Genomic DNA, 2,582 nt, shown 5'->3' with positions numbered 1-2,582 from the left:
TCTACAGTAGCAACTGTTGTATTTGATGAACTCCAATTTCCGCTTGTACCGGTCGTGGTAAATGTAGTCGTTTGACCTACACATATCGCTTGGTTACCTGAAATTGTGCCTGCATTTGGTGCTGCAGTTACTGTTATAGTATAGGTAGCCGTTGCATTCGCACAGCCGCCTGTTCCTACTACGGTGTAGGTTACTGTTGCTGTTCCTGCGGCTAATCCTGTTACTAAACCTCCACTCGTAATGGAAGCTGTAGCAGCTGGTGCTATAGTCCACGCTCCGCCTGCACTTGTTGAACTTAATTGGGTTGTACCTCCTACACATATTGCTTGGGTACCACTAATTGTACCTGCAACTGGTGCTGCAGTTACCGTTACCGTTCTTGTTGCAACGGCATCAGCACAGCCTCCTGTTCCTTTTACAGTGTAAGAGATTGTAGCTGTTCCTGCTGTTTGTCCTGTGATAACACCTGTTGCGCTATCTACAGTAGCAACTGTAGTATTTGATGAACTCCATGTTCCTCCTGTATTGCCATTGCTTGTAAATGTAGTTGTTTGACCTACACATATCGCTTGCGTACCACTTAAAGTACCTGCATTTGGTGCTGCAGTTACCGTTACAGTATACGTCGCTGTAGCATTTGCACAACCACCTGTGCCTACTACGGTGTAGGTTACTGTTGCTGTTCCTGCAGCTACGCCACTTACTAATCCTGTAGTAGCATTAATCGTAGCTACACTGGTTGGTGTAATACTCCATGTTCCTCCTGTGCCTGTAGTAGTCAATTGCGTAGTTCCTGTTGAACAAATAGCATTGGTTCCACTTATCGTGCCTGCATTTGGTGCTGCAGTTACCGTTACCGTTCTTGTAGCGGTTGCATTCGCACATCCTCCTGTTCCTGGTACAGTATATGTAATAGTAGCTGTTCCTGGTGTTAATCCATTGATTGTACCTAAAGTACTATCTACTGAAGCTACTCCTGTATTTGAACTTGTCCATGTACCGCCTGATACAGTAGAACTAAACGTAGTAGTTCCGCCTACACATATCGCTTGCGTACCACTCAAAGTACCTGCACTTGGTGCTGCAGTTACTGTTATAGTATAGGTAGCCGTTGCATTGGCACAACCACCTGTGCCTACTACGGTGTAGGTTACTGTTGCTGTTCCTGCAGCTACACCACTTACTAATCCTGTACCACTAATCGTAGCTACACTGGTTGGTGTAATACTCCATGTTCCGCCTGTACCTGTAGTGGTCAATTGCGTAGTTCCTGTTGAACAAATCGCATTGGTTCCACTTATCGTACCTGCATTTGGTGCTGCACTTACCGTTACCGTTCTTGTAGCGGTTGCATTCGCACATCCTCCTGTTCCTGGTACAGTATATGTAATAGTAGCTGTTCCCGGTGTTAATCCATTGATTAAGCCTGTTGCTGAATCTACTGAAGCTACTCCTGTATTTGAACTTGTCCATGTACCGCCTGATACTGTAGAGCTAAACGTAGTAGTTCCGCCTACACATATCGCTTGCGTACCACTCAAAGTACCTGCACTTGGTGCTGCACTTACCGTTACGGTTCTTGTTGAAGATGCTGCTGGACATGTGCCTGCTGCTGGTACGGTATAGCTTATTGTAGCAGTACCTGCCGCTACTCCTGTTACTACTCCTGCATTGTCTACAGTGGCAACAGCTGTATCGGATGAACTCCATGTTCCGCCTGTACCTGTAGTAGTAAATGCTGTTGTGTTACCTACACATACCGTTTGAGTACCACTAATCGTTCCTGCATTTGGTGCTGCACTTACTGTTACAGTTCTCGTAGCAGTAACATTTGAACATGGTGCTGTTCCTGTTACGGTATACGTAATGGTAGCTGTACCTACAGCTAATCCTGTAATTACTCCTGTACTAGCATCTACTGAAGCTATTCCTGAATTTGAAGAAGTCCATACGCCTCCTGTATTTCCATTGCTCGTAAATGTAGTGGTTCCGCCTACACATATCGTTTGGCTTCCACTTAATGTTCCTGCATTTGGTGCTGCCGTTAATGTTAAGGTTACTGCGGTACGTGTACTACTTACACATGTACCATTGTGACCTTCTGCATAATATGTTACAGTACCTGCTACACTTAAACTTGGTGTAGCTACTACGTTACCGCCTGTAGCGGCATCGTACCATACTACCGTTTGCCCTGATGGCACACTTGCTGTAGCTGTAACCGTAGTTGGTGTACATGCTGTAGCTGGATTTGTAGTATTGGTTGGTACACTAGCGCCTGTTAAGGTAATTGTTGCATCGTTTGATGCGTTGCCTTGTGCGTCATAACCATGGTAGGATATTACCGTTGGGGCTACAACTGTAGCACTTGATGGCGTAAAGATTACTTGCCCTGAATTGTTTACAGCCCAAGTTCCTTCGCCTGAGATACTAAAGCCTGTTACATCGCCTTGTGCATCGGTTGTTACGCCTGTAGCACTACCTGGGGCTACCAAACTTACTCTTGATGGTACTATAACATCGCCTGTGGTATCATTACTCAATACATTGATTGTTACCGCTGATGTACTCGCTGTATAACA

General features: G+C 45.4%; 1 protein-coding gene. It reads right to left on the bottom strand.

All coding sequences use genetic code 11. The features are described 5' to 3' along the window. Positions 1 to 2,582 (bottom strand): beta strand repeat-containing protein (locus Q361_RS13380; protein ID WP_211290394.1); only part of this gene is annotated, 2,582 nt, incomplete at both ends.

This window comes from Flavobacterium croceum DSM 17960 (assembly GCF_002917885.1).
In the GTDB taxonomy this organism is placed as follows: Bacteria; Bacteroidota; Bacteroidia; order Flavobacteriales; family Flavobacteriaceae; genus Flavobacterium; species Flavobacterium croceum.
Note: the sequence above shows the minus strand (reverse complement) of the source record. Positions and strands in the feature narration are given on the sequence as shown.